Genomic DNA, 25,093 nt, shown 5'->3' with positions numbered 1-25,093 from the left:
GAATCTGTCACCATGTGTCACGACATGACAGATCGTTCGCGCAAATACAATCGCGCGTGGCTTTGACATGGAACAAGGCCCGAAGCCGAATCAGCGTGTTAAGCTGATTCGATCGGATTCACGTTTACGTGAATAGCACCCTTTTCATGAGATGAAAATAATAATCATTTACATCATAATCAGAAATCGATCTCCGTCGTGAAGCTATAGGTCCGGGGCAGGCCGGCGACGGCAGAGTTGTTGGCCGAACTCAGTCCGTTCACGCTGCTGGGATAAACCGATGCCCAGTAGCGTTCGTTCGCGACGTTGTTGACGCCGAAACGAAACGCGATGGGGGTCTTGTAGGCGTGTGTCGTGTAGCGCACGCCCAGATCGAGCGTGACGTAGGAGTCCGCGAAAGTCTTGTTTTCCACATCTCCGGCGCGACGCCCGACATAATGGATGGCGGCGTTCGCAGCCGCCCCTTTCGCCCATGCCGGGTGATAGTCGATAAGCGCGCTGGCCTGCACCGGCGGCACGCCGACGACCTCCTTGTGCGAGGTGGCCGTGGTTCCGGTGCTGCCAAGCTGCGCGTCCATCCAGGTCACGCCGCCAAGGACGCTGATGTCCCTGGTGATCGCACCGGAAGCCTGGAATTCCACGCCGTAATTGCGCTGGTTGCCGAACGTGCCGTAGGTGTTCGTGGTCGGGTCCGTATAGGCATAGGGGCGCGACATGCGGAAACCGGCGGCATTCAGTTGCAGACCGTTCTCGAAGCGATATTTGTAGCCGACTTCCCATTCTTCCGAACGCAGCGGCGCCAGGACGCTGTTGGCGTTCGTGACGGTGTTCGGCGCGATCGGACCGGCTTCCAGCGAGCGGCCCCAGGTGAAATAGGCCGTCTGGTTCTCGGAGACCTTGTACATCAGGCTCGTCATCGGGCTGAAGGCGGCGGACCGCCTGTACTGGGAGGTCTGCACGCTATGAACGTTGTAATTGTGCTCGCTCAGCCAGCTCCAGCCCAGCGTGCCCATGATTGCCCAGTGCTTGTCGAACCAGATCGTATCGCTGGCGATCAGCGACTGCTCCAGAACGGAGGCTGATTTGTAGTGGCCCGAATAGTACGGCTGCTTACCCTCGAAAATCGTGGGATTGGCGATATTGCCGGTCCCCAGGACGAAGGTCTCACCCTTGGTGGGGTTGTAGTTCCCCATCATGTAGCCATTGCTGCCGATCATGATTTCGTGGCGCAGCGGGCCGGTGTGGAAACGTCCGTTCACGTAAAGCGTGTTGCTGCCCGCCTTGAAATCATTGGCGGTCGCGGCTGCGGCGATGCTCGTCTTGTAGTTGCCGAGACTGTCGGTCAGCGTGTTGGTCGTCGTGAAGACCTGACGGGCGGCATTCTGGTAAAGGCCACCTGCCGTCAGGGTCCAGTCCTTGTTGAAATGATGAATGATCTTCGTCAGCGCCGTATCGGTTTCCATATTGAAACCTTCGTACGACTGGCCGTAGCCGTAGCGGCTCAGATCCGGCGCATTCGGCAGTTGAATGCCGGTCTTATAGGAGAAGCCGCCCGGATAGCCGCGCTGCGCGAAGGTATACTGGCTGGCATCGACCTGGATGACCGTGTTCGGCGAGATGTGAAAATCAAAATCACCGCTGACGAGATTGCGGCGCAGATGGGAGTCGCGCACGAAGCTCTCGCCCGTCTGGTTCAGCAGGTTGAGGCGGTAGCCGAACCAGCCGTGATGACCGACGCGCCCGGAAGCATCCAGCGCCTCCAGCGGCGCGCCGATGGAATCCACGCCCGCCGTAAAGCGCTCGGTCATGCGATCGGTCGGGCGTTTGAGGGAGTAGCTGAAGGTGCCCGCCGGATTCTGCGGCCCATACAGGGCGCCCGCAAGGCCGTTCAGGACCTGCATGTCCTCGAACTGCTCGGCGGCATAGGGCGTCGTGGAGACCATGTTGAGCCCGTCGACGCGCGAATTGGCGATGACGTCGGATTCGAAGCCGCGCGACTGGGGGCGGCTCGTATTGGGATCACCACGCTCTTCAAGCTGAACGGACGGCATGTAGCGCGCCAGATCGTTGATATTGCGCGCCTGCTGGTTGACGATCACGTCATGTGTGACCGTCATGATCGAGAATGGCGAGTCAACGGAGGGACGGTCGCCGAGCGGGCCGAGATCGGCCGTCTTCTTGCTGTACTGGGCCGTCGTGCCCGTGGCGACGCGCCCTATGACCTTGACGGTTTCTTCCTTGGGCGCGGAAGCCTTTCCGACCGGCGCTCTGTGACGCGCGGAAGAGGGCGGAGTCTTGATGGAGGCCGGTGTCACGGGAGCCGGTGTCGCAGTCTGGGCGACAGCAGCGGGAATAACGGGAACGACGGTTGCCAGAAGACAGTGTCGAAGAATGCGATGTTTGGTTTTCACGGGCCCGCTGCTCGGCTCCACAATCAAAAAGGTGTCAATTTCCTTTTCCTGTGAACGTGCCAAGGATTTTTGTCCAGAAAGCCGCATGCGTGCGAATTCCTTGAATCGGACAGGTCTTATTTCCGCAGAAAGCTGAAAACCAACGATAAAATGCGTAAAAACTCGTCAGAAAGTGCCACAATCACAAATCGGTGATGACGGCACTTCAGGAAATTCTTTTGCGTGTGTCGCTCAGGATCGTTTCCTGAAGAGCGAAGGCGCGCTGGAGAAGGGGCAGCAGTGGTTCGCGCCCCTCCTGGCGCAACCATTCGTCCAGTGCGGACCGAAAAGCGGCAATGCTGGAGCGCGCCAGCACGCGTGAAGCGAGGAATCTGTTTTCACCTTGCGGAAGGTGGCCGCGCCACGCCTCGATGATGCTTTCTTCCCATGCCGCGTATTTCCGCAGGCTGTGCTGGCGCAGGGCCGGAGACTGCTCGATGAGCTTCACGAAGGCGAAGCCTTCTTCGGGCGTATTCCCCACGCGATCAATGACGGTTGCGAAAGCATGGCACATCGCCGGGCCAGGGCGGTCGGAGCGTGAGGCCTGGGCCACCATTTCCCGCAGCACGTCCGTCATGGTCTCGGTCCACGCAAAAACGACGTCGCCCTTGGTGGGGAAATAGCGAAAGAGCGTCCGCCGCGAGATGCCGGATGCCGCGGCAATCTCGTCGACCGTCACATCGTCGTAGCCGCGTTCCGCGAAGAGATGCATGGCCTGTTCGATCAGGGTCGCACGGACGCGGGATTGCTTGATCTCGCGGAGGGTCAGGACGGTCGTCTCATCCTTCCCGGTCGCCTTGCGCCCGTCGATCCAGCGGTTGCGGACGGCCATGCGCAGTTGTGTCGGGGTGTCGAGGTCGAAGGCCAGTTCCGGCGCTTCGACGAAGCGGATGCGGTCCTGGTGGTCTTTCCAGATCTGTCCGAAGCCGCGATCGCCTTCCAGCGTTCCCGCCAGCGCCAGCGTGCGTGGTGTCACAAGAGCCGGAATGCCGAAGCTTTCGCGATCATAGCGCGACGCGATGTCGTGAACGCCGTCCGCCGCCGCCAGAAGCGCGTCGAGGTGGATGGATTGCAGTCGACACTGATCGACGCCCGTGAAGAGCGTCGGCTCGGGGCGGCCCGCGAGGGCTTCGGCGGCCAGACGGACAGACGCGGCGAGACCGCTCTTCCAGTCTGGATTTTCGAGGATATCGACATCCATCCCCTCAAGCTGCGTTGCCAGCAGAGGATCGCTCAGCACGACGATCAGGCGGCGTGGACGGGTCTCGAGAAGAAGCCGTGCGGTCCGGCGCAGGAGAGACTCGCCGTTGACGGTCAGCGCCTGCTTGGGCTGGCCGAGACGGGCGCTCCCGCCAGCAGCGAGGAGGACGGCACTATGAGCGGGTAAGCGGGTCATGCGATAATAAGGTCTTCGCGGGGCTTGGGCCGGGGCCGGATCACGGTGGTGCGGGCAGGACTGGCCGGTGACGCGACAGGCGCATCGCCCCGTTTTGGGTTGAGAGGAACAGACTATGAAAATAAGTGCGAGAAACCAATTGAGAGGCCGGATTGTCGAGATTGTCAAAGGCGCGACGACGTCGCATGTCCGGCTCGACGTCAACGGTTCCATCATCACGAGCGCCGTGACGAATGAAGCCGTTGCCGATCTGGACCTGAAAGTCGGACAGTTCGCCTATGCGATCATCAAGGCTTCGAGCGTCATGATCGGCGTCGAGGACTGATCCGGTTTATTTTCAGGGATGGTGATGTCCATGGCACTCACCATCTCCGGAATTCTCTTCCAGTCCATGTGTATGATGACACGCGACCCATTGCGTGTCGCCATCGCAATAATGCTCTTTCTTCCAGACCGGCAGACGGGCCTTGATCTGGTCGATGATGTAACGGCAGGCCCGGAACGCCGCGTCGCGATGCGGCGCGGACACGCCGATCCACACGGCGACATCCCCGACCTTCAGCGAGCCGGTGCGATGCATGGCGACGGCTTCGCTGATCTCGAATCGCTCGTGCGCCTCGTCGAGAATCGCCTGCCCTTCTGTCAGAGCAAGCGGTTCATACGATTCGTAAGCCAGGCCACGGACTTCGCGACCCTCATTGGTTTCGCGCACCCATCCTTCGAAGGCGCAGTAGCCGCCCGCGCGCGCCAGATGCAGTTCCTCGCGCAAGGCTTCCAGACCGACCGGCGCGGCGGCCATCAGAAAGCGGCTCATCCGCCGGTCACCGGCGGAATGAAGACGACGACGTCCCCGTCTGCGAGCGTCTCGTTCCACGGCCTGAAGGCCGTATTGATCGCGACCCGCATGCGTTCGGAGGCGAGAGAAAAGCCATATTCTCCGCGCAGTTCGTCATAGAGCGCCGCCGCCGTCGTGGCATCGGTGACACGCGTTTCGTGGCGTCGGCCTGCTTCTTCGCCCAGTTGGGCAAAATATTCGAGATCTATGCGCGGCATGTCGTCTCCAGACGACGCAGGGCGTCTTCGCGCTCCTGCGGCGTGTTGATGTTGTCCAGTGCGCCCGGCATGTGGGGTGGCAGAAGGAGGGTGTCGTTGTTGATGAGGCATTTGCGCGGGCAGTTCCTGCCGGTCGCAAGCTGCGCCTTCAGGGCCTCAAGCCCGGCGGGCTCCCACAACGTGCAAAGCGGTTCGGGCAATCCGTCATGTTCGCTCCGATACGCGATGGCCATATGCGTCCCATCCCGTGCGGCGATCAGGTTCTCGATCGTGCCGTCATCGAGCAGGGGCAGGTCGCAGGCCAGGACGAGCCATACAGCGTCGGGACGGGCGGCGTGAGCGGCGAGAAGGCCAGCCGCGGGACCAGAAGTGTCGGGCGCATCGACGATCTGTGGAAATCCGGCGCGGAGCGGATCGTCGTGCTGGTCCTGACGCACTGAGACGAAAGCCTTGTCCACGACGGCGCGGAGTCGCCGATAGGCCGCTTCGAGCTGCGGCGCGTCTCCATAGAGAAGGCCGGCCTTGTCCTGACCCATGCGCGTGCTGCGGCCTCCCGCCAGCACGAGGCCGTAAAGCGGGCTCATGAGGCGACCGTTCCGAAATCGCGCTTGCCGCCCGCTTTGCCGAGAAGGCGCACCTCATGAATGACCATGTCATGCGAGAGGGCCTTGCACATGTCGTAGATCGTCAGGGCCGCGATGCTGGCCCCTGTCAGCGCCTCCATCTCCACGCCCGTTTTGCCTGTGCAGCGCACGCGGCAGTCCACGATGGCCTCGTCGCCGTCGATATGGATTTCGACGCGACAGCCCGTCAGGGGAAGAGGATGGCAGAGCGGAATGAGCGTGGAGGTCGCCTTGACGCCCATCACGCCCGCGATCTGCGCGACGGTCAGGACGGAGCCTTTGGGCGTCATGAACCCGGCGTCGCTCAGGGTCCGGGCAACGTCCGGCGGAAAGCGCAGGCGCGCCTGCGCATGGGCCTCGCGGTCGGTGACCGACTTGTCGCTGACATCGACCATGCGGGGCTGCTGGCCGTTCTCGTCCACATGTGTGAGCAAAGCCATCTCAGCCTCCTATATAATGCATCTCGATTTTTTCGTGCGGGCGCGGCGCCCGCGGCGCGGCCCGCTCCTCACTATAACGGTCGCCGCGCGCGCGCCAGATTCGTGCGAGCATGTCGTGCAGGGCTTTATCATCGGCGCTTTCCCGCAGAAGCGTCCTCAGATCCGTGCCCGTCGTGGCGAAAAGGCAGGTATAGAGCTGCCCTTCCGATGACAGGCGCGCCCGCGAGCAGTCGCCGCAGAAGGGTGCGCTGACCGATGAAATGAAGCCGATCTCGCCCGCGCCGTCGCGATAGCGATAGCGTGTCGCGACTTCGCCCCGGTAGCGGGCCTCCATGGCTTCCAGGGGCCAGCGCGCGGCGATGCGGTCATGCAGTTCGCGGGAGGTGACGACCTGGTCACGCACCCACCCGTTGCGATTGCCGACATCCATGTATTCGATGAAGCGAACGACCACACCGGTCTCGCGGAACATGGCGAGCAGGTCCAGAACGCCCTCATCGTTGACGCCACGCTGGATCACGGCGTTGATTTTGACGCCGCCCGGAAATTGCGCGTCTCGCGCCGCCTCGATTCCCTGCAAAACAGCGTCGAGCTGAGCGCGGCCGCCGCTGAGTTGTGCAAAAACCATAGGATCGACGCTGTCGAGACTGACGGTGACGCGGTGTAGCCCCGCGTCTTTCAGGGCGTGAGCATGCCGCGCGAGGAGAACGCCATTGGTCGTGAGCGCCACGTCGTCGATGCCCGCAATGGCGATCAGCGGGGTGATCAGGTCCGGCAGGGAAGGGCGCAGCAGCGGCTCGCCCCCGGTCAGGCGCAGTTTGCTGACGCCGAGCGACGCCGCGATCCGGGCCACGCGCTCGATTTCGCCGAAATTCAGGCGTTCTTTCGGGTCCAGAAAGCGGAAGTGCTCGTGATAGGTGCTCTCCGGCATGCAGTATGGGCAGCGGAAATTGCAGCGGTCCATGACCGAGATCCGCAGATCGCGCAAAGGCCGTCCGAACCGATCCGGAAGGATGACGTCACCAGCCATGAAAGGGCGCCGCCATATCGGTCTCGGCGGGTTCGCGCCCGGGGGGCAGTTCCACGAATCCGTCGGTCGCGGCGAGATGGCTGAAATCGCCTGAGGTCGGAACGGGCGCGGGAATCGCGCGAACGACGCCGGACGCGTCATGCCGGACGCGGACGGGTACGAACCGGGCGAGTGTCGGGATTCGATCGGCGGGCGTGTCCAGCCTCACGGTGACCGGGGCCATACCGGATTCATGCGGGCCGAGGCCGAGCGAAGCGAGGAGCGACGGTACGACGTACCGCACGCAGCAGGTCAGGGCCGAGACTGGATTGCCGGGGAGCGCGAAGACGCGGCGCCCCTGGACATCCGTGCCGAACCACATCGGCTTGCCCGGGCGCTGCGCGATCTTGTGGAACACGCGCTGCACGCCGAGGCGGCCCAGAGCCGCGGGAACATGGTCGAACGCCCCCATGGAGACGCCGCCGCTGAGGATCAGCACGTCATGCGCGGCGAGGGCGCGCTCCAGCACAGCGACCGTCGCGTCCATATCGTCGCCGACCCAGAGGGCTTCGAGACAGGTGAAACCCCGCGCCGCAAGCGCGCCCGCGATGGCGTGCTCATTGGAGCGACGGATTTCCCATGCGCGAACGGGGCCTTCCACCGGCACCAGTTCGTCGCCGGTGGAAATAATGGCGACGCTCGGCAGACGCGCGACTTCGACCTGGGCGGCGCCGTTCGATGCCAGCACGGCCAGCGCCGGAGCGTCGAGCCGGATGCCGGGTTCGAGGAGGTTGTCGTCCCTATGGCAATCCGCCCCGCGCCGATGGACGAACTGGCCGACGTGAAAGACATAATCGTCTTCCAGGCGATATCCGTTTTCTGTCGCGACGAGCCGCTCGATCGGAATGACCGTGTCCGCGCCGGTCGGCAGGACGGCCCCCGTCATCGCGGCAAGGCAATCGGTTTCGCCCGCGAGCGTCAGGGGCGGCCTGCCGGCCTGTTGCGTGCCGAGAGTCTCGAAAGCGCGGGCGGCGCTGGCGCGGATGGCGATACCGTCCATCATCACGCGGTCATAAGGCGGCTGGTCGCGCTCGGCGCGGAGCGTCGTCGCGAGAACGCGACCTCTCGCCAGCGCGAGAGGCACGGTTTCCGATCCCGAAAACAGGGTGTGCCTTTCGATGAGGGCTTGTGCCTGCGCGACACTGATGAGGCCGTCCATGGCGCTTTCGCTGTCCTGCTTTATCTCGTCGTGGGCATGGGCCGGATGGACCCGGTCCGTCCTATATAGGCACCGGGTGTCGTAATGGAATGCACGCATTGCGGTTTATTGAGATGGAAAGACGCGGCACAGGCCATAGGATGGAGCGTATGGATGCTACTCTGGATGCTGACGAGGGGCTTGCCGTCGCCCCGATGGCGGCGTGGCCGGCCTGGCCCGAATATGGGCTTGTGGACGATCTGCTGCCGACCCTCGCCAGGTGGCATCGGGCGGGACGTCGCGTCGCTCTGGCCACCCTCACCGATATCGACGGTTCTTCCCCGCGTCCGCTGGGAAGCGAAATGGCCGTTGCCGACGATGGATCGGTGGTCGGTTACGTGTCGGGGGGGTGCGTCGAGGCGGAGGTCGCCCGTGAAGCCCTGGCGGCGCTGGCGGATGGACGGGTGCGACATCTCGATTATGGCGCCGGCAGCCCGACGATCGATATCCAGTTGAGCTGCGGCGGCCGGATCGGCATCGTCGTGCGCCCCATGATGGATTTGGGCGGATATGTCCTTGCGCGGGAGCAGGCGCGGGCGAGGCGCGAAATCTGCACCGTCCTGACGGAAAGAAAATCCGGCCGCACCTGGGTGGAGAGTGGGGATGTCGATCCGGCGCGGGGCGTTTTCGCACGGCCTCATGTCCCGCCGACCCGACTGGTTGTCGTGGGGGGCGACCCTGTGACGCTCGGACTCGCGAAGCTTGCACCGCAATTCGGGCTTGAGGTTTCCCTTCTGCGGCCTGTCGGGCCGGAACACGCGCCGCGGGACCTGGCTCTTGCGCTGTATGACCGGCGTCGACTCGACGTCGCGCTGACCGAGCTTCCTCTCGACCGATGGACAGCCGTCTACAGCCTTACCCATGACAGTTATTCCGATCGGATGGTCGCGATTCATGCCCTTCGTTCGGACGCGTTCTGCGTGGGCATTCTCGGAAGTCGTCGCAAGATCGCGCCCCATCTGCGTGCGCTTGAGCGCGATGGTCTGGATGGGACAGCCTTGAAACGGCTGCATCTGCCCGCGGGACTGACCATCGGCGCGCGCAGCCCGGTTGAGATCGCGCTCTCGATTCTGGCACAGGTGATCGGCGCGCGTGACGCCGTTCCGCAGTCACGGTCCGCATAAGACCAGCCCCGCGGACGCCGCTTTCGCGGCCCTTGCGCATGATCACGCGGATTCCGGACTCCGTGGCGCGGGCGCTCATTTCCCGGAAATTTTGAAGACTGCTCCAGGGCTATATGTCCGAATGGCAATAAACTCGTCAGGTGCCGATTGATGCACGTGGCGCTCCTGTGATAGGCGATATGGAAACTCGGCAGTTTCTTCTTCCGCAAACCTCTGTCATCGGGGCGGTCGTCTTTCTCGGACGCGGCCTCGGAGCAGGAGGCGGGAGAGGAAGTTTCCGTCGCCCGCAAGCGGGTAGATACCCCCGAAAGGACACACATGGCGCAGAACGAGGATGGTGGTGCTGACGGGCATCCGCCGACCAACAGCCAGCCCCAGGACGATGCAAACAGTGGTGAGGCCAAAGCGGGAGCAAAGAAGAAAAACCCGCTGGTCCGGGTCATCATCATAGTTTTGCTGGTCGTGGTCGTGGTTGGCTGGGGAACCTACTGGTTCCTGACGCGCAACAACATCGACACGGACGATGCCTATACGGAAGGGCGCAAGCTCGCCGTGGCTCCCCATGTCAATGGCTATGTCACGAAGCTGCTGGTCAACGACAACCAGTATGTCCACGCTGGCCAGCTTCTTCTGAAGATCGACGATCGTGATTACCTCGCCGCTCTCCACCAGGCGGAGGCGCAGGTCGAGCAGGCCCAGGCCAATCTGGCGGGGTCGCGGGTCCGCGTCGAGGTTGCCCAGGCTAACTTCCCGGGTCGTTTCGTCGCGGCTCAGGGCAGTCTCGCGGCGGCCAAGGCTCAGCTTTACAAGGCGGAGACAGATTACCGCCGCCAGCAGATCGTCTCCCGTCAGGCGACGACGCAGCAGAATATCGATTATGCGAAGGCGGCCCTCGATCAGGCCCGTGCTCAGGTCCTGCAGGCACAGGGCGAGCTTCAGCAGGCCAAGCCCGTGATCCCGAACGTCGAGAACACGAAGATCGCCATCAATCAGGAAGACGCCGCTCTCAAGGCCGCCGACGCCGCCGTGGTTCAGGCACAGCTCAACTATGGCTGGACCGAAATCCGCGCGCCGCATGACGGCTGGATTTCACAGCGTAACGTCGAGCAGGGCAATTTTGTCCAGGCTGGCCAGAAGCTGTTTTCCATCGTCGAGCCGGAAGTCTGGGTCGTGGCGAATTACAAGGAAACGCAGCTCACCCGTATGCATCCGGGGCAGAAGGTCGATATCGAGGTCGATGCCTATCCGTCGCTGGAACTGCACGGTCATGTGGATTCGGTACAGCTTGGCGCCGGCGCTGCGTTCAGTACGTTCCCGCCCGAAAATGCGACCGGAAACTTCGTGAAGATCGTCCAGCGTGTGCCGGTGAAGATCATCATTGACAGTGGTCTGGATCCAAAGGTGCCGCTGCCTCTCGGGATCTCCGTCGTTCCGACGGTTTACGTCCAATGAGCGGCGCGTCCAGCGAGCACCACGAGAGCTGGAAGCCCAAGGCGAATCCCTGGCTGATCGCCGTGGTCGTGACGCTGGGCGCCTTTATGGAGGTGCTGGACACCACCATCATCAACGTCGCCCTTCCGCATATCGCGGGTGCGCTCGGCAGTTCCTATGACGACGCGACCTGGGCGCTGACGTCCTATCTCGTCGCCAACGGCATCGTGCTCACGATTTCCGCCTGGTTCGGCAAGCTGTTCGGGCGCAAGCGCTACTTCCTCATCTGCATCGGCATGTTTACGGTATCGTCCTTTCTCTGCGGGCTTTCAGAGAGCCTGCCGATGCTGATCGTTTTCCGTCTGATGCAGGGTTTCTTCGGCGGTGGCCTTCAGCCGAACCAGCAGTCGATCATTCTCGACACGTTCCCGCCCGCGCAGCGCGGCGCCGCCTTCGGCCTGACGGCGATCGCCACCATCGTGGCGCCGATCCTCGGTCCGCTTCTGGGCGGATACCTCGTCGACAACTATTCATGGCGCTGGATCTTCTACGTCAACGTGCCGTTCGGCATCCTGACATTCATCGGCGTTTCGGCGCTGGTGGAGGATCCGCCCTGGGTGAAGCAGGTGCGCGAAAAGATCGACGTCATCGGCATCGGCCTGATCTCGCTGGGGCTTGGCTGTCTCGAGGTTATGGCGGATCGAGGCGAGGATGATGACTGGTTCGGCTCTCCGTTCATCGTGACGATGGCGGTGCTCGGCATCGGTGGCGTGATCGGCTCGGTCATCTGGTTGCTGCGCGCGAAGAATCCATTGCTGAACCTCGCGATTTTCAAGGACCGCAACTTCGCCATCGGCACATTTCTCATGGCGATGGTCGGCGCCCTGCTTTACGCCTCGGCGATCATCGTGCCGCAGTTCGCCCAGCAGGTGCTCGGCTACACCGCCACGGTCTCCGGGCGGGTGCTGGCGCCGGGTGGGGCTGTGATCATCTGTCTCATTCCCCTGGTCGGCAAGATCATGGGGAAGGTACAGATACGCTATGTCATCGCGTTCGGGTTCTTCGTGATGGGGACGGCGATGTTCTACTCGGCCCATCTCGTGCCGACGACGAATTACGGCCATCTCGTCGAATACCGTATTTTCCAGACCGCGGCGCTCGCGTTCCTGTTCGTGCCGATCTCGACGATCGCTTATTCGACGCTGCCGAAAGAACTCAACTCCGACGCGTCGGCCATGTTCAGCATGTCGCGAAATTATGTCGGGTCTCTGGCGATTTCGTTTGCAACCGCAGCGATTATCGAGACGCAGCAAAAGCGTGGCAGCTACCTCGTGCACTGGATGACGCCCTACCAGGACTCGTTCAACCAGTATCTCGCCAGCGTGAAGCAGACCGCCATCGAGCATGGATTGACCGCGTCCACTGCTCAGCAATTTGCAGAATTCAAGCTTTACCAGACATTCCGCCAGCAGGTGTCGATGCTCGCCTATAACGAAACCTTCATGGTTATCGGAGTGATCGCGCTCTGTACCGTTCCCGTCTGTTTTCTTTTCTCTCCCACAGCCAAAAAAGGCGGGGGAGGCGCAGTTCACTGATGGATCCCGTTCTGAAGTTCCGGAGACATGCCTTGATCAAAGGCCGTTCCCAGCGTGTCGTCGTCCTGCTGAGCAGTGTCGCACTCCTATCCACTCTCGGCCTCTCGGGTTGCGCGGTCGGGCCGGATTACAAAAAACCTGATCCGTGGGCACCGCCGCATTATGACAGTCATGTCCGAAGCGGCGGGGTTGCCAGCGAAACCGTGGCCGATGCACCCGATCCCGCATGGTGGAAAATCTTCAATGATCCCGAGCTGACCTCGCTGGAGGAGCGGATCGCGCATGAAAACCTCGCGGTCAGTCGCGCCGCCTCGCAACTGGCCCAGTCTCGCGCCCAGCTTCTGATGGCCGGTGCGGAGCGTTTTCCGGGTCTCAGCGCAACCGGATCGTACACCCGCTCGCAGTACAGCACGAAAGAACTCCAGCGCATCATCAGCGACGTCGGCAAGAAGATTGGAGGCAATAACGGCCAGCTTCTGCGCGACAATTCCGGGTCGGCCACCGTTCCGCTCTTCGACCAGTGGCGCGATTCCATCGATGCGACCTATGAGATCGACCTCTGGGGACGGGTGCGTCGTCAGTATGAGGCGGCCAAGGCGGATCTGGACGCGGCAGACGATGCGCGACGTGGTGTTCTGATCGCCCAACAGGCCGAAATGGCGCGTGATTACCTCATGCTGCGCGGTCAGCAGGAGCAGTTGCGCATCGCGCGTGCGAACAGCAGGTTGCAGCAGGAGACGCTCGCCCTGGCTCGGGATCGTTACAAAAGCGGCCTGGTGACGGACCTGGATGTCGAGAGCGCGCGTTCCCAGTATGAGACGACGACGGCGCGAATCGCCTCGCTCGAACAGGATGTCGCACTTCAGATGAATGCGATCAGTCTCCTGCTGGGAACGCCACCCGGATCTCTCAATGGGGAACTGACGGCCGCCACACGGATTCCTGTCGTGCCGCCGCGTGTGCCGATTGGCGTGCCGTCGGAACTTGCCCAGCGCCGTCCCGACATCCGTCAGGCCGATGCTCGGCTGCATGCGGCCGTGGCCAATGTCGGCGAGGCGGAAGCCGAGTTCTATCCGAAAATCACGATCGACGCGGGCTTTGGTTTCCAGTCGCTTTCGTTTCGGGATCTTGGCTTCTGGAATGCGCGGGCCTGGAATGTCGGGCCTTCGATCTCCCTGCCGATCTTCCAGGGCGGCAAGCTGAGAGGGCAGCTTCTTCTGAACCGCTATGCCCAGAAAGAAGCTGCGATCGCGTATCGTGAAACGGTGCTGACCGCCTGGCGGGAAGTCGATGACGCGTTGATCGCCTATCGCGATGAGCAGCGTCGTCGTGACGGTCTTGTGGCCGCGCAAGCCGCCGCCGAGCGTGCCTTCAGCCTGGCCCACGATCAGTATCGTTCGGGGCTGGTGACTTATCTCAACGTTCTGAGCGCTCAGAACGATCTTCTGCAGGCGCAGTCTCAGGTCGCCGACAGCACGACGACGGTCGCGGCCAATCTGGCGCGGCTTTACAACGCTCTTGGCGGCGGGTGGCAGACGACGTTTCCCGTGTCCGATCCGGAAAAGGCGACGGCTGCGCAACTTGCCCGTGTCGGAAGCGTCGTAACGCACTGATACGCAGGTGAGGGACACTATCGCGTGTCCCTCACGGCGGCCTTTGCGACGGCCCTTCCTCAGGGTTGATGATGACTGATACAATCCCCTGCCCAATGAACCCTCCGTTCGTTGGGCTTGTGGATTCTATGGGGCTGGTCGTCGTCTTGTGCCAGTCTGAGGGAAGGTAGACCGAATGTCCGAGAGGGCGATTGAGGATCACGCGGTTATCGGCGACCTGCGGACGACCGCGTTGGTGGGTCTCGACGGCGCCATCGATTTCATGTGCTGGCCCCGCTTTGACAGTCCCAGCATTTTTGCCTCCCTGCTGGAGCCGACGGCGGGTATCTTCGAGCTGACGGCCGTGCTGGGCGACGCCCGGTATAAACAGCTCTACATTCCCGATACCAATGTTCTGTTGACACGCACCCTCTCTCATGACGGCGTGGCGGAAATTTCCGACTTCATGCTGCCGGCGCCGGAGTTTCCGGAGCAGCGTCTGGTTCGTCGTGCGAAAGCCGTTCGTGGTGCGGTTTCTTTTCGTATGCGATGCGCGCCACGTTTCGATTACGGTCGGCAGAGCCATCGCGTCGTCATGTCCGATGAACGTACGGCCCTGTTTCTGCCCGATGACGAGCATGTGACGTCCTTTCGACTGACCGCGGATGTGCCGCTCTTTGTCGAAGGAGACGACGTCGTCGCCGTGTTCGTTCTCGGCGCCAACGAAACGGCAACCTTCGTGCTCGATCATCCCGATGACGCGCCGAGTGAATGTTTTGAGAATCACTGGGTTGCGAATGCGTTCAAACGTACGACGAGTTACTGGCGCGAATGGGTCGCGCGATCGCATTATCAGGGGCGGTGGCGCGAGCAGATGACGCGCTCGCTCCTGGCGCTGAAGATGCTGACATCGGCCGATCATGGCTCGATGGTCGCCGCCGCGACGTTTGGCCTGCCGGAAGAGATTGGCGGCGTGCGCAATTGGGATTATCGCTACTGCTGGGTGCGCGACGCGTCGTTCATGGTCTATGCCTTCATGAACATGGGCCACAAGGAGGAGGCGACGGCCTTCATTCGCTGGCTGCATCAACGCCGTCTTGAAGCGAATCCCGATGAAGCACGCCTGAAGGTGCTTTACAGTCTGGACGGGGCGCCGCTGACCGACGAAAGCGAACTGGCGCATTTTTCAGGCTATCGGCGCTCACGCCCCGTACGTGTCGGCAATGCCGCCGAAGGGCAGCTCCAGCTCGACATCATCGGTGAGGTGATGGACGCGATATTCTATGCGGACGAATATTGCGAACGTCTGAGTCACGACGAATGGACGGCGGTATCGGAAGGCATCGACTGGCTGTGCACCAACTGGCATCAGCCTGACGAAAGCATATGGGAAGTGCGGGGCGGTCGGCGGCACTTTCTGTTCTCGCGGTTCATGTGCTGGGTCGCATTCGATCGCGCGACCCGCCTGGCGGAGCGCCGCAGCCTGCCAGGTCGCGTTGCTGTCTGGAAGCGTGAGCGCGATGCGATCTATCACGATATCCACACGAATTTCTGGGACGAGGAACGGCAGTATTTCGTCCAGTACATGGGCGGGACGAGTATCGATGCGTCCTGCCTGCTGATGCCGCTGATGGGCTTTATCGGCGATCAGGATCCACGCTGGAAATCGACGCTTCAGGCGGTGGGCGACCAGCTTCTCGATGACAGCCTTGTCTATCGCTATCATGTGGACAAGGAAGGCGAGAATCACGACGGCCTGACAGGCGCTGAAGGCACGTTCACGATGTGCTCGTTCTGGTATGTCGAATGCCTGGCGCGGTCGGGTGATCTGCTTCTCGCGCGTTTCCTGTACGAAAAAATGCTCTCCTATGCGAATCATGTGGGGCTGTTTTCGGAAGAGATCGGGCCGTCCGGGGAGCATCTTGGCAATTTTCCTCAAGCATTCACGCATCTCGCCCTGATCCGCGCAGGTCGATACCTCAATGAAGCCCTCTCCGAAGAGCCTCGTTCACTTTAATAGTTGCGAACAGTTCTTAGTAAGTGTGACGAGAAGTTCACGAAACTGTGCGCTCTCATCCAGGTGATGCGCACTTTCCGGACTTCGATGCTATGCGATTGAAGAGCAGCGTCTCTTTCGGAAAGTCATTGATTTTTCGGGGATTCAGGATACGACCGGTCCACATTCCGGTCGCCTTCTTTCGGATGGTGGTGCATTTGGTTTCGGAATTCATCGCGGCGCACGTTCTGGCGATTTACATCACTTTCACGGCGTTTTTTCTCTGTGTCGTGGTCGCATTGTCAGCCGTGCTCGGGCCTCGTCGTGTCGGGGGCGCGCGCGGCCGCTCCATGAGCCTCCCGGTCGAATCCGGCATGTTGCAGACGGGCACGGCGCGGCTGCGGATGCCCACGCAGTATTATCTGATGGCCGTTTTCTTCGTCATTTTCGATGTTGAAAGCGTGTTTCTCTATGCGTGGGGCGGCGTCGCCGTTCGCGCCGGATGGACGGCCTACGTAACGGTCTGCTCCTTCATCGTCTTTCTTGCGATCGCGCTCGCCTATCTGTGGCGCAGCGGTGCGCTGGAATGGGGGCCGAAGCACCGCCGCCCCGCTCCGATCCAGTCGCAGTCCGACATATCCGCTCCGCCGCAGCGTGAGGTATAATCCATGAACTGGTCTCTGACGTCTCCTCTGGGTGAGCCGCTTTCGAAACAGCGTCCGGAGGATCTGCTCCAGCACGAAGACGTGCGCAATAATCTCGTCGTCGGGAAATTGCAGGACTTTATTTCATGGGGGCAGAAAAATTCGATCTGGCCGATGAACTTCGGGCTGTCCTGTTGCTATGTCGAAATGGCGACGGCGTTCACCAGTAAATTCGATATTGCGCGTTTTGGTTCCGAAGTGCTGCGTGCGACGCCACGCGAGGCCGATCTGATCGTGATCGCCGGGACGGTGTTCCGCAAGATGGCGCCGATCGTGAAGTATATCTACGACCAGATGCTCGAGCCCCGCTGGGTCATTTCGATGGGATCATGCGCCAATTCGGGCGGCATGTATGACATCTACAGCGTCGTTCAGGGTGTCGACTCCTTCCTGCCCGTCGATGTCTATGTGCCGGGCTGCCCGCCGCGTCCCGAGGCCCTGCTCGAAGGTCTGATGCTGTTGCAGGATTCGATCGGCAAGCAGCGCCGCCCGCTCAGCTGGATGGTCGGTGATCAGGGCGTGACGAAAGTGACGCCCGAGAGCATGCGCGACCTCAAGCGCGCCGAGCGCATGGCCGTGCGTAATCTCCGCACGCCAGACACGATCTGAGGGTTTTTCGATGAGCGAAGTTCTCGATCGCGCGGAAAGCGGGCGCGCGGTGACCGGCACCATGGGCGCGGAAGTCGCCGCCCTTCCGCCGCACATGATCCTGATGGCCGAAGAAACGCGCGACGGCGTGCCGACCTACTGGGTTTCTCGCGGCCAGATCATCGCGGTGCTGAAAGCCGTCAAGGCCGCCGGGCGTCTGCGGATGCTGTTCGACCTGACAGCCGTGGACGAGCGCCAGCGCCAGACCCGTACGCCGGGACTGCCGGACTCCGATTTCACGGTCGTCTATCAGATCACGTCCTTCGACGGGCCGCTGGATGATTTGCGCCTGAAGGTTGCGGTCTCCGCCGATGACCCGACGCTGCCGACGGCCACGGTCGTCTGGCCGAACGCGAACTGGCTGGAACGTGAAGCCTGGGATCTGATGGGGGTCGTGTTCGAGGGGCATCCGAGCCTGCGTCGCATCATGACGCCGCCGACCTGGGTCGGGCATCCCCTGCGCAAGGACCATTATGCGCGCGCCACGGAGCGGCCGCCCTATACGCTGAGCGAGGATGACGTTTTCCGCGAGCAGGAAGCGCTGCAGTTCAAGCCGGAGGAGTGGGGCATGCAGCGTCACTCCGAAAACAGCGACTTCATGTTTCTCAACGTCGGGCCCAACCATCCGTCGGTGCATGGCGTGTTCCGCGTCATGCTCCAGCTCGAGGGCGAGAACATCGTCGATGCGGTGCCCGATATCGGCTACCATCATCGCGGCGCCGAGAAGATGGCCGAGCGCCAGACCTGGCACAGCTACATTCCCTATACCGATCGCGTCGATTACGTCGGCGGCGTCATGAACAATTTCCCCTATGTCATGGGGGTCGAGAAGCTGGCCGGGATCACCATTCCGCCGCGTGCGCAGATGATCCGCATCATGCTCTCGGAGTTCTTCCGTCTGTCGAGCCACCTCGTCTTCTACGGAACGATGGTGCAGGATCTCGGGCAGCTTTCGCCGGTCTTCTACATTTTCACGGATCGCGAGCGCGTCTTCGAGATCATCGAGAAGATCTGCGGTTTTCGCATGCACCCTGCATTTTTCCGCATCGGCGGCGTGGCGATGGATCTGCCGAAGGGCTGGGAAGGAGAGGTCAAGGCGTTCCTCGATTATCTGCCGCCCCGTCTTGCCGAATACGACAAGATGGTCATGCAGAATCCGCTCTTCAAAGCGCGTACGAAGGGCGTCGGGATCTATTCCACGGAGGAAGCCATTGACTGGGGAATCACCGGTCCCGGTCTTCGCGCCACCGGCCTGGAGTGGGATTACCGCAAGAAAGCGCCCTATTCCGGATACGAACATATTCCGTTTGAAGTGCCGACGGCCGCCAATGGCGACTGCTACGACCGCGCGGCCGTTCATATCGAGGAAATGCGCCAGAGCCTGAAGATCATCCGCTTCTGCCTCGAAAACATGCCCGAAGGCCCGTACAAGGCCGAGCATCCTCTGGCCATGCCGCCGCCGAAGCCGCGTACGATGCATGATATCGAAACGCTGATCCATCACTTCGTAGGCATCGGCTGGGGGCCCATGATTCCGACCGGGGAGGTGCGGTCCTGCATCGAGGCCACCAAAGGGCTCAACTCCTATTATCTGACGTCGGATGGCGGCGGCATGTCCTATCGCACGCGCATCCGCACGCCATCCTTCATTCATCTGCAACAGCTTCCGCTGCTGGCGCGCGGCGCGTCGATCGCCGACCTCATCGCCATCATCGGCAGCATTGATTTCGTGATGGCCGATGTCGATCGCTGAAAAAACCGGAGCCGGCACCGTCATGCCGGACGTGATTGACGCCGACCTGGTCGAGACCATTCTCGACATGGCGCATCACGACGTTCTGCCGCGCGGGGCGTGCATCGAAGCGATGAAAATCGTGCAGGACCGTTATGGATGGATCTGCGACCGCCACCTCAAGCAGATCGCCGATCTGCTGGGCATGTCGCTGGCCGATATCGACGGTGTCGCGACCTATTACAATCTGATTTTCCGCCAGCCCGTCGGCGAAAACGTCATCATGCTGTGCGACAGCGTGTCATGCTGGGTCATGGGCACGGATGGCGTGCGCGAGAAGCTGTGCCGCAAACTTGGCGTGAAAATGGGTCAGACGACAGAGGACGGCAAGTTCACACTGCTGCCGATCGTCTGCCTCGGTCACTGCGACCACGCGCCCGCCATGCTGATCAACAAGGAAATCTACGGTCCCGTCCGTCCCGAAGACATTGACGGGATCATTGAAGCGCATCGGGAGAAGACGTCATGAGCTACACGGCGAAAGATCCCGAGAAGCGCCCGCTTCTGGCGCTGGTCGATCAGGCCAGTCCGCCCGATGTCGCGGCCTATGAGCGCGGCGGTGGTTTTCGCGGCCTGCGGCGTGTTCTGGCCGGCATGAGTCCGGCGGAAGTTGTCGAGGAAGTGCAGAAGTCCAAGCTGCGCGGTCGCGGCGGCGCGGGCTTCAATACGGGGCTCAAATGGAGCTTCGTGCCCAAGGAAACGCAGAAGCAGCGCAAGAAATACATCGTTGCCAATGGCGATGAGATGGAGCCGGGCACCTTCAAGGACCGGATGCTCGTCGAGGGCAATCCGCTCCAGTTGATCGAAGGCATGATCATTGCGGCCTACGCCATTCAGGCGACGCATGGCGTCATCTTCCTGCGCGGCGAATATCATCTCGGACTGGAGCGCCTGAAGATCGCCGTCGAACAGGCCAAGGCGGCCGGGTTCCTCGGCACGAAGATCCTCGGGGCCGATTTCGATTTCGAACTGATCGTCCATCCTTCAGGTGGCCGCTATATCTGCGGCGAAGAGACGGCGCTTATCACCGCGCTGGAAGGTCGTCGCGCCAATCCGCGCACGAAGCCGCCCTTTCCGCAGGTCAGCGGGCTGTGGGGCCTTCCGACGGTCGTGAACAACATCGAGACCTTCTCGAATGTGCCGCACATCCTGGCCAACGGCATCGACTGGTATCTCGGCCTCAGCGCCTGTGACGATGGCGGCACCAAGCTTTACGGGATCAGCGGTCGCGCCAGGCGTCCCGGCGTCTATGAGCTTCCCCTGGGCACGCGCATGGGCGTGCTGCTCGAGGAATGCGCGGGCGGGATGCAGGACGGCTACAAACTCCGCGCCTTCCTACCCGGTGGAGCGTCCACGGCCTTTCTGGGCGCGGAACATGCCGATATCGTCATGGATTACGCGACGCCCGAAAAGGCGGGAAGCCGTCTTGGTACGGGGCTTGCGATCCTGCTCGACGACCGGGCATCGCCCATCGGCATGATCCGCAATCTCGAACATTTCTTCGCCCAGGAATCCTGCGGTTTCTGCACGCCGTGCCGCGATGGCCTGCCCTGGGTCGAGAAATTGCTCATCGAGATCGATGAGGGCCGGGGAACGCCGGACGACATCGCGCGGCTGGAAGATGCCGCGCGGCTGATCGGGCCGATGGGACGCACCTTCTGCGCCCATGCGCCGGGCGCGATCGCGCCTCTGGCCAGCGGGCTGAAACTGTTTCGTGAAGATTTTGAAAGACTGGTCGCCCAGGGACGTCCGAGCGAAGGCGCATCGCCCGCTCAGGGCCACGCGGCGTAAGGAGAGACGGCATGGCAACGATTTATATCGACGGTCGCGCTGTCGAGGCGCGCAACGGCGAAAATCTTCTTCAGGCCTGTTTGGAAGCCGGGACGGATCTGCCCTATTTCTGCTGGCATCCGGAGCTTGGTTCCGTAGGGGCGTGCCGGCAATGCGCGGTCAAGCAGTTCCAGAACGCCGACGACAAGCGCGGTCGTATCGTCATGGCCTGCATGACGCCTGCGACGGAAGGCGCCATCATTTCCGTCGATGACCCCGAGGCCAAGGAATTCCGCGGCGAAGTCGTCGAGTGGCTGATGACGAATCACCCGCATGACTGCCCGGTTTGCGAGGAAGGCGGCGAGTGCCATCTCCAGGACATGACGGTCATGACCGGCCATCGGGAACGTCGGTTCAAGTTCGACAAGCGCACGCATAAAAACCAGGATCTCGGTCCGCTCGTCAAACACGAGATGAATCGCTGCATCGCCTGCTATCGCTGCGTGCGTTTCTATCGTGACTACGCGGGCGGCGAGGATCTGGGCGTCTTCGCGCAGCACAACAACGTCTATTTCGGCCGCTATGAAAGCGGTACGCTGGAAAGCACGTTTTCGGGCAATCTGGTTGAAGTCTGCCCCACGGGTGTTTTTACGGACAAGCCGTTCTCGAAGGTCTATTCCCGCAAATGGGATATGCGCGGCGCGCCGTCGGTCTGCCAGCACTGCTCGGTGGGCTGCAACACGATCCTCAACGAGCGCGCGGGTAAAGTCCGCCGGACGCTCAATCGCTACAATGAGGATGTGAACCGCTATTTCCTCTGCGATCGCGGGCGCTACGGCAACGGCTTCGTCAACGCGCCTTCGCGGCTGCGTTCGGCGGGTTACGTGATGGACGGCCAGATGACGCCGGTTCCGGTCGCACAGGCGCTGGAACAATTCGCGGCTTTCGCGAAGGACGGTCCGATCGTCGGAATCGGGTCCGGTCGTGCGTCCATCGAATCCAACTACGCCCTGCGTCGTTTCGTCGGCGCCGACAATTTTTCGACCGGTTGGGCCGAACCGCTTCATGGTGCGGTAACGCGGGCGGTCGATATTCTGCGCACGACCTCGGCCCGCGTCATGCCGCTGCACGAGATGGAAAGCGCGGACTGTGTTCTGGTGCTTGGTGAGGACGTCGCCGCCACAGCGCCCCGTCTCAGCCTCGCCTTGTTCCAGACGCGCCGGACGGCCTGCAACAAGCTCGCGGACAAGAACCGCCTGCCGCACTGGCTGGATGCGCCGGTGCGTACGCTCGGCTCCGATCTCAAGGCGCCGATCCATGTCGTGACTCCAGCGCCGACCGATATGGATGTCTCCGCGACGCAGGCCCTGCGTGCGTTGCCCGATGACATTGCGCGGCTTGGTTTCGCCATCGCCAACCGGATCGACGGTGCCGCGCCTGCCGTCAGCGATCTGACGGAAGAGGAGACGGCGCGTGCGACCGCTCTGGCGGACGCGCTGCTGGTGGCCGAAAAGCCGGTCATCGTCTCGGGCACGCAATATGCCTCGACGGCGCTTCTGGACGCGGCCGCGAATATCGCGGCGGCTCTGGTGACGCAGGGGAAGGCGGCGGGTCTGACGCTGGTTCTGCCGGAAGCGAACAGTTTCGGCGTGGCGACGATGGGCGGCTTGTCCCTCGACGCGGTGTGCGAGCGTGCCCAGGCCGGGCAGGTTGGCACGCTGGTCGTTATGGAAGCCGATCTCACGCGTCAGCTCGATGCCTCGGCCTTCGATACGCTGGTCCGGTCGGTCCGGCATCTCGTGGTCATCGATCATTCGGTGACGCCGACGGCGGAGCGCGGCGAACTGGTCGTGCCTGCGACGGCGTTTTCGGAATGCGGCGGCACGATGATCAGCATGGAAGGCCGCGCGCAACGCTTCCTTCAGGTGGTCTATCCCGAAGCGCCGCTCCAGGTTTCATGGCGCTGGGTTCGCGATTTCGCCCACGCAAGCGGTCACGAGGGGGTGTTGGACTGGGAAACGCTCGATCAGGCCGTCGCCGCGACGGCCGCCGGCGTTCCCGCTTTCGCCCGGATCGTGGAAGCGGCCCCCAAAGCCGATTATGAACTGGAAGGCGAGCATATCCGCAGCCAGACGCATCGTGTCAGCGGGCGTACGGCCATTCGCGCCAATATCAGCGTGCGCGACATCCCGCCGCCGACATCGCCCGATACCCCCCTGAAATCGGATATGGAGGGCACGTACACGACGGACATGCCCGCCACGCTGATCCCGTTCTATCAGGTGCCGGGCTGGAATTCGGTGCAGTCGCTCAACAAGTTCCAGCAGGAAATCGGCGGCGAACTGCGCGGCGGCGATGTCGGCGTGCGTGTGATCGGTGAACGCGGCACGGCCGGTTATGCGGGGGTCGCACCCGCGCGCATGGCGCTGCGTGAGAATGAGGTTCTGCTACTGCCGGAATACCGTGCCTTTGGTACGGGCGAAACCAGCATGTGGTCCGATCCCATCAAGGCGCGTGCGACCGAGGCCGTGATCCGCGTCGGTGGCGACGCTCCGGTGGCGCGTGTCTCCATACAGATCGGCGCGGAGGTTTTCGACGTGCCCGCCGTGAACGATCCCGCGCTTCCGCTCGGCGTCGCGCTGTGCCCGCCCCATATGGTTGCGCGCTCTTACGAGGCGCCCTGCTGGGTGACTTTGAGAACCATCAGCGCGGAGGCGGCGGCCTGACATCATGTGGTATGTGCTCGTCATTCTCGTGACTGTGTTCGGTGTCCTCGGCGTCGCGGCTCTCTCCACGATGCTCGAACGCCGCCTTCTCGGTTTTTTCCAGGATCGTCCCGGTCCGAACCGGGTGGGACCGTTCGGGCTGCTGCAGGTGGTCGCCGATGCGATCAAGATGCTGTTCAAGCATGACTGGATCCCGCCTTTCGCCGACAAGACCATTTTCGTCCTCGCGCCCATCATCGGGTTTCTCTGTGTGCTTTTGTCCTTTGCGGTCATTCCGGTCACGGCGAACTGGAGTGTGGCCGGTGACCTGAATGTCGGTCTGCTTTTCGTGTTCGGCATGATGGGCATGGCGGTCTATTCCGTCGTGCTCGGCGGCTGGTCGTCGAACAACAAGTTCGCGTTGCTGGGCGGCATGCGTGCGGCAGCGCAGATGATCAGCTACGAAGTGTTCATGGGGCTGGCGCTGATGGGCGTGATCATGACCACGGGCTCTTTCGCGCTGAACGATATCGTGGCGGCGCAAAGTCACTGCTGGTTCATCATTCCGCAGTTTCTTGGGGCGATCATTTTCCTGATGGCGGGCATCGCGGAAACGCATCGTCTGCCCTTCGATCTTCCGGAAGGCGAGAACGAACTCGGCGCCGGTTTCCACACGGAATATTCCGGCATGAAGTTCGGCATGTTCTTCCTCGCGGAATATGCGGGGGTCGCGCTGATCTCCTGCCTCATCACCACGCTTTACCTCGGTGGATGGCAGGGACCGCTGTTGCCGCCGGTCGTATGGTTCGTGCTCAAGGCCGGGTTCCTGATCTGCTTCTTCATTCTGCTGCGCGCGGCCCTTCCCCGCCCACGCTATGACCAGCTCATGGCGTTCGGCTGGAAAGTCCTGCTGCCGCTATCCCTTCTGAACACTGTGGTCACCGGCGCGATCCTTTTGTTGCGCGCGTCGGCCTGAGGTGGAGATTTCCGCCATGTTTGGCATCATTCGCACCATATGGATGACCTTCCTGCACCTCTTTCACAAGAACGAGACGGTGCAGTATCCGGAACAGAAGCCCTATCTGTCGCCGCGTTATCGCGGACGCATCGTGCTGACGCGCGATCCGTCCGGCGAGGAGCGCTGCGTGGCATGCAATCTCTGCGCGGCGGCATGCCCGGTCGATTGCATCAGCCTTCAGAAGGGCGAGCGTGACGGGCGTTGGTATCCGGAATTTTTTCAGATCAATTTTTCCCGCTGCATTTTCTGCGGCTTCTGCGAGGAAGCCTGCCCGACCTACGCCATCCAGCTCACACCGGATTTCGAGATGGCGGAATATGTCCGGCAGAACCTCGTCTATGAGAAAGAGGACCTGCTGATCAGCGGACCGGGCAAGGTGCCGGATTACAGCTTCTACAATGTTTCCGGTCTGGCCATTCCCGGTAAGGGAAAAGGCGAGGCCGAGCATGAGCTGGCGCCTGTCGACACCCACTCGCTGATGCCCTGATC

General features: G+C 62.0%; 22 protein-coding genes. 14 read left to right on the top strand and 8 right to left on the bottom strand.

The window, feature by feature from the left end:
* Positions 1-179: 179 nt before the first annotated feature.
* Entirely contained in the window at positions 180-2,411 is a 2,232-nt protein-coding gene (locus PWM43_RS07365) for a TonB-dependent receptor (protein WP_289841855.1), read from the bottom strand.
* A 205-nt stretch (positions 2,412-2,616) separates the two neighbouring features.
* Complete coding sequence (locus PWM43_RS07360; protein ID WP_289841854.1) at positions 2,617-3,846, bottom strand: NTP transferase domain-containing protein; 1,230 nt, start codon at positions 3,844-3,846, stop codon at positions 2,617-2,619.
* A gap of 115 nt (positions 3,847-3,961) precedes the next feature.
* Here PWM43_RS07360 and PWM43_RS07355 point away from each other — a divergent pair, with 115 nt between their 5' ends.
* Positions 3,962-4,171, top strand: a complete 210-nt coding sequence (locus PWM43_RS07355) for a TOBE domain-containing protein (RefSeq protein WP_289841853.1) — start codon at positions 3,962-3,964, stop codon at positions 4,169-4,171.
* 12 nt (positions 4,172-4,183) lie between these two features.
* Here PWM43_RS07355 and PWM43_RS07350 read toward each other — a convergent pair whose 3' ends face one another.
* From PWM43_RS07350 to PWM43_RS07325, 6 genes are read right to left on the bottom strand one after another with little or no spacing between them, the layout of a single operon-like run.
* Positions 4,184-4,660: a molybdenum cofactor biosynthesis protein MoaE gene (locus PWM43_RS07350; RefSeq protein WP_289841852.1), complete on the bottom strand. Its 477-nt coding sequence runs from the start codon at positions 4,658-4,660 to the stop codon at positions 4,184-4,186.
* On the bottom strand, positions 4,657-4,899 hold the full coding sequence (locus PWM43_RS07345; protein WP_289841851.1) for a MoaD/ThiS family protein: 243 nt from the start codon (positions 4,897-4,899) through the stop codon (positions 4,657-4,659). Before PWM43_RS07345 ends, PWM43_RS07350 begins: the two co-directional genes overlap by 4 nt.
* Positions 4,887-5,483: an NTP transferase domain-containing protein gene (locus PWM43_RS07340; RefSeq protein WP_289841850.1), complete on the bottom strand. Its 597-nt coding sequence runs from the start codon at positions 5,481-5,483 to the stop codon at positions 4,887-4,889. Before PWM43_RS07340 ends, PWM43_RS07345 begins: the two co-directional genes overlap by 13 nt.
* Positions 5,480-5,962: a cyclic pyranopterin monophosphate synthase MoaC gene (gene moaC, locus PWM43_RS07335; protein ID WP_289841849.1), complete on the bottom strand. Its 483-nt coding sequence runs from the start codon at positions 5,960-5,962 to the stop codon at positions 5,480-5,482. Before moaC ends, PWM43_RS07340 begins: the two co-directional genes overlap by 4 nt.
* 1 nt (position 5,963) lies before the next feature.
* A complete protein-coding gene (moaA, locus tag PWM43_RS07330) occupies positions 5,964-6,992 on the bottom strand; it encodes a GTP 3',8-cyclase MoaA (protein WP_289841848.1) in 1,029 nt (342 codons plus the stop codon).
* On the bottom strand, positions 6,982-8,190 hold the full coding sequence (locus PWM43_RS07325; protein ID WP_289841847.1) for a molybdopterin molybdotransferase MoeA: 1,209 nt from the start codon (positions 8,188-8,190) through the stop codon (positions 6,982-6,984). Before PWM43_RS07325 ends, moaA begins: the two co-directional genes overlap by 11 nt.
* A 149-nt stretch (positions 8,191-8,339) precedes the next feature.
* Here PWM43_RS07325 and PWM43_RS07320 point away from each other — a divergent pair, with 149 nt between their 5' ends.
* From PWM43_RS07320 to nuoI, 13 genes are all read left to right on the top strand, one after another.
* The gene (locus PWM43_RS07320; RefSeq protein ID WP_289841846.1) at positions 8,340-9,353 is read left to right on the top strand and encodes an XdhC family protein; all 1,014 of its coding nucleotides are present in this window, start codon (positions 8,340-8,342) and stop codon (positions 9,351-9,353) included.
* 318 nt (positions 9,354-9,671) lie between these two features.
* Entirely contained in the window at positions 9,672-10,805 is a 1,134-nt protein-coding gene (locus PWM43_RS07315) for an HlyD family secretion protein (RefSeq protein ID WP_289841845.1), read from the top strand.
* The gene (locus PWM43_RS07310; protein WP_289841844.1) at positions 10,802-12,379 is read left to right on the top strand and encodes a DHA2 family efflux MFS transporter permease subunit; all 1,578 of its coding nucleotides are present in this window, start codon (positions 10,802-10,804) and stop codon (positions 12,377-12,379) included. The genes PWM43_RS07315 and PWM43_RS07310 overlap by 4 nt, the downstream gene beginning before the upstream one ends.
* The gene (locus PWM43_RS07305) at positions 12,379-13,992 is read left to right on the top strand and encodes an efflux transporter outer membrane subunit (RefSeq protein ID WP_289841843.1); all 1,614 of its coding nucleotides are present in this window, start codon (positions 12,379-12,381) and stop codon (positions 13,990-13,992) included. The genes PWM43_RS07310 and PWM43_RS07305 overlap by 1 nt, the downstream gene beginning before the upstream one ends.
* 175 nt (positions 13,993-14,167) lie before the next feature.
* Positions 14,168-15,988: a glycoside hydrolase family 15 protein gene (locus PWM43_RS07300; RefSeq protein WP_289841842.1), complete on the top strand. Its 1,821-nt coding sequence runs from the start codon at positions 14,168-14,170 to the stop codon at positions 15,986-15,988.
* A gap of 197 nt (positions 15,989-16,185) precedes the next feature.
* Positions 16,186-16,632: an NADH-quinone oxidoreductase subunit A gene (locus tag PWM43_RS07295; RefSeq protein ID WP_289841841.1), complete on the top strand. Its 447-nt coding sequence runs from the start codon at positions 16,186-16,188 to the stop codon at positions 16,630-16,632.
* Between the two features lie 3 nt (positions 16,633-16,635).
* The gene (locus PWM43_RS07290) at positions 16,636-17,280 is read left to right on the top strand and encodes an NADH-quinone oxidoreductase subunit B (protein ID WP_289841840.1); all 645 of its coding nucleotides are present in this window, start codon (positions 16,636-16,638) and stop codon (positions 17,278-17,280) included.
* A 10-nt stretch (positions 17,281-17,290) separates the two neighbouring features.
* Entirely contained in the window at positions 17,291-19,072 is a 1,782-nt protein-coding gene (gene nuoC / locus PWM43_RS07285; RefSeq protein WP_289841839.1) for an NADH-quinone oxidoreductase subunit C/D, read from the top strand.
* Complete coding sequence (gene nuoE / locus PWM43_RS07280; RefSeq protein ID WP_289841838.1) at positions 19,059-19,580, top strand: NADH-quinone oxidoreductase subunit NuoE; 522 nt, start codon at positions 19,059-19,061, stop codon at positions 19,578-19,580. The genes nuoC and nuoE overlap by 14 nt, the downstream gene beginning before the upstream one ends.
* The gene (locus PWM43_RS07275) at positions 19,577-20,902 is read left to right on the top strand and encodes a complex I 51 kDa subunit family protein (RefSeq protein WP_289841837.1); all 1,326 of its coding nucleotides are present in this window, start codon (positions 19,577-19,579) and stop codon (positions 20,900-20,902) included. Before nuoE ends, PWM43_RS07275 begins: the two co-directional genes overlap by 4 nt.
* 11 nt (positions 20,903-20,913) lie before the next feature.
* Entirely contained in the window at positions 20,914-23,607 is a 2,694-nt protein-coding gene (gene nuoG, locus PWM43_RS07270) for an NADH-quinone oxidoreductase subunit NuoG (RefSeq protein WP_289841836.1), read from the top strand.
* Between the two features lie 4 nt (positions 23,608-23,611).
* Positions 23,612-24,562: an NADH-quinone oxidoreductase subunit NuoH gene (gene nuoH, locus PWM43_RS07265; protein WP_289841835.1), complete on the top strand. Its 951-nt coding sequence runs from the start codon at positions 23,612-23,614 to the stop codon at positions 24,560-24,562.
* A 16-nt stretch (positions 24,563-24,578) separates the two neighbouring features.
* Complete coding sequence (gene nuoI / locus PWM43_RS07260; RefSeq protein ID WP_289841834.1) at positions 24,579-25,091, top strand: NADH-quinone oxidoreductase subunit NuoI; 513 nt, start codon at positions 24,579-24,581, stop codon at positions 25,089-25,091.
* The last annotated feature ends 2 nt before the right edge of the window (positions 25,092-25,093 follow it).

Source organism: Brytella acorum, from assembly GCF_029309905.1.
GTDB classification, from domain to species: Bacteria; Pseudomonadota; Alphaproteobacteria; order Acetobacterales; family Acetobacteraceae; genus Brytella; species Brytella acorum.
This window is presented reverse-complemented; position numbering and strand designations above follow the sequence as displayed.

Coding starts and splice junctions, on each gene's coding strand:
- PWM43_RS07305 (WP_289841843.1), top strand. CDS start 12,379: ATGGATCCCGTTCTGAAGTTCCGGAGACATGCCTTGATCAAAGGCCGT.
- PWM43_RS07355 (WP_289841853.1), top strand. CDS start 3,962: ATGAAAATAAGTGCGAGAAACCAATTGAGAGGCCGGATTGTCGAGATT.
- nuoG (WP_289841836.1), top strand. CDS start 20,914: ATGGCAACGATTTATATCGACGGTCGCGCTGTCGAGGCGCGCAACGGC.
- PWM43_RS07345 (WP_289841851.1), bottom strand. CDS start 4,899: ATGCCGCGCATAGATCTCGAATATTTTGCCCAACTGGGCGAAGAAGCA.
- PWM43_RS07310 (WP_289841844.1), top strand. CDS start 10,802: ATGAGCGGCGCGTCCAGCGAGCACCACGAGAGCTGGAAGCCCAAGGCG.
- nuoC (WP_289841839.1), top strand. CDS start 17,291: ATGAGCGAAGTTCTCGATCGCGCGGAAAGCGGGCGCGCGGTGACCGGC.
- PWM43_RS07360 (WP_289841854.1), bottom strand. CDS start 3,846: ATGACCCGCTTACCCGCTCATAGTGCCGTCCTCCTCGCTGCTGGCGGG.
- nuoH (WP_289841835.1), top strand. CDS start 23,612: ATGTGGTATGTGCTCGTCATTCTCGTGACTGTGTTCGGTGTCCTCGGC.
- moaA (WP_289841848.1), bottom strand. CDS start 6,992: ATGGCTGGTGACGTCATCCTTCCGGATCGGTTCGGACGGCCTTTGCGC.
- nuoI (WP_289841834.1), top strand. CDS start 24,579: ATGTTTGGCATCATTCGCACCATATGGATGACCTTCCTGCACCTCTTT.
- PWM43_RS07300 (WP_289841842.1), top strand. CDS start 14,168: ATGTCCGAGAGGGCGATTGAGGATCACGCGGTTATCGGCGACCTGCGG.
- PWM43_RS07290 (WP_289841840.1), top strand. CDS start 16,636: ATGAACTGGTCTCTGACGTCTCCTCTGGGTGAGCCGCTTTCGAAACAG.
- moaC (WP_289841849.1), bottom strand. CDS start 5,962: ATGGCTTTGCTCACACATGTGGACGAGAACGGCCAGCAGCCCCGCATG.
- PWM43_RS07325 (WP_289841847.1), bottom strand. CDS start 8,190: ATGGACGGCCTCATCAGTGTCGCGCAGGCACAAGCCCTCATCGAAAGG.
- PWM43_RS07350 (WP_289841852.1), bottom strand. CDS start 4,660: ATGAGCCGCTTTCTGATGGCCGCCGCGCCGGTCGGTCTGGAAGCCTTG.
- PWM43_RS07315 (WP_289841845.1), top strand. CDS start 9,672: ATGGCGCAGAACGAGGATGGTGGTGCTGACGGGCATCCGCCGACCAAC.
- PWM43_RS07275 (WP_289841837.1), top strand. CDS start 19,577: ATGAGCTACACGGCGAAAGATCCCGAGAAGCGCCCGCTTCTGGCGCTG.
- PWM43_RS07320 (WP_289841846.1), top strand. CDS start 8,340: ATGGATGCTACTCTGGATGCTGACGAGGGGCTTGCCGTCGCCCCGATG.
- nuoE (WP_289841838.1), top strand. CDS start 19,059: ATGTCGATCGCTGAAAAAACCGGAGCCGGCACCGTCATGCCGGACGTG.
- PWM43_RS07340 (WP_289841850.1), bottom strand. CDS start 5,483: ATGAGCCCGCTTTACGGCCTCGTGCTGGCGGGAGGCCGCAGCACGCGC.